Annotated in this window: 1 protein-coding gene; it reads left to right on the forward strand. The window is 56.5% G+C overall.

The genetic code is table 11. The features are described 5' to 3' along the window. The first annotated feature begins 47 nt into the window (after positions 1-47). On the forward strand, positions 48-521 hold the full coding sequence (locus RF647_RS19190; RefSeq protein WP_368813126.1) for a hypothetical protein: 474 nt from the start codon (positions 48-50) through the stop codon (positions 519-521). Positions 522-554 lie beyond the last annotated feature (33 nt).

The raw sequence follows: 554 nt of genomic DNA on the forward strand, positions 1-554 counted from the left end.
GAAATCCGGCTGGGCCTCGAAGGGCGTTAGCAATCAGGAGAGAGTAAATGGCAGATCCAGAAATCAAATCCCCGTCAGAGTACGCGGTACTCCCTGCGGGTACCGAGGTTCGCTACGGTCAGAAGGGTGCAACCATTACCACCGCCGCGCTTCTGCAGAGCGCGATGGGGATTGGGGCCACGGGGAAAAAAGGCACCTTCCTCGAAGTGACACGCCTCATCGACAAAGAGCCAAAATACATGGCCGACATGGGTGAGGGCGAGGATAAAACGCTCGTCTTCATTGATGATCCATCCGATACCGTGCAGGAAGCGCTGCTGAGTGACGCCGATGCGAAAAAAACGGTGGTCTTCTTCATGAAGTTCCCCAACAAGCGCATTTCAGAAGTTGAACTGGTGCTGGCTGGCTGGAGCCTGCAGGCCGTTGACACACCGAAAGGCAAAGTGCTGCAGGTTGAGGTCTACGGCAAGCAGAACAGCGTTAAATGGTCCGTTGAGCAGCCAGTCGGTGGCGGCGAGTAACCTTCTATTTCCCCGCGCCGGTCGCGGGGCTTT

This window comes from Kocuria sp. CPCC 205263 (assembly GCF_040981075.1).
Lineage (GTDB): Bacteria > Actinomycetota > Actinomycetes > Actinomycetales > Micrococcaceae > Kocuria > Kocuria rosea.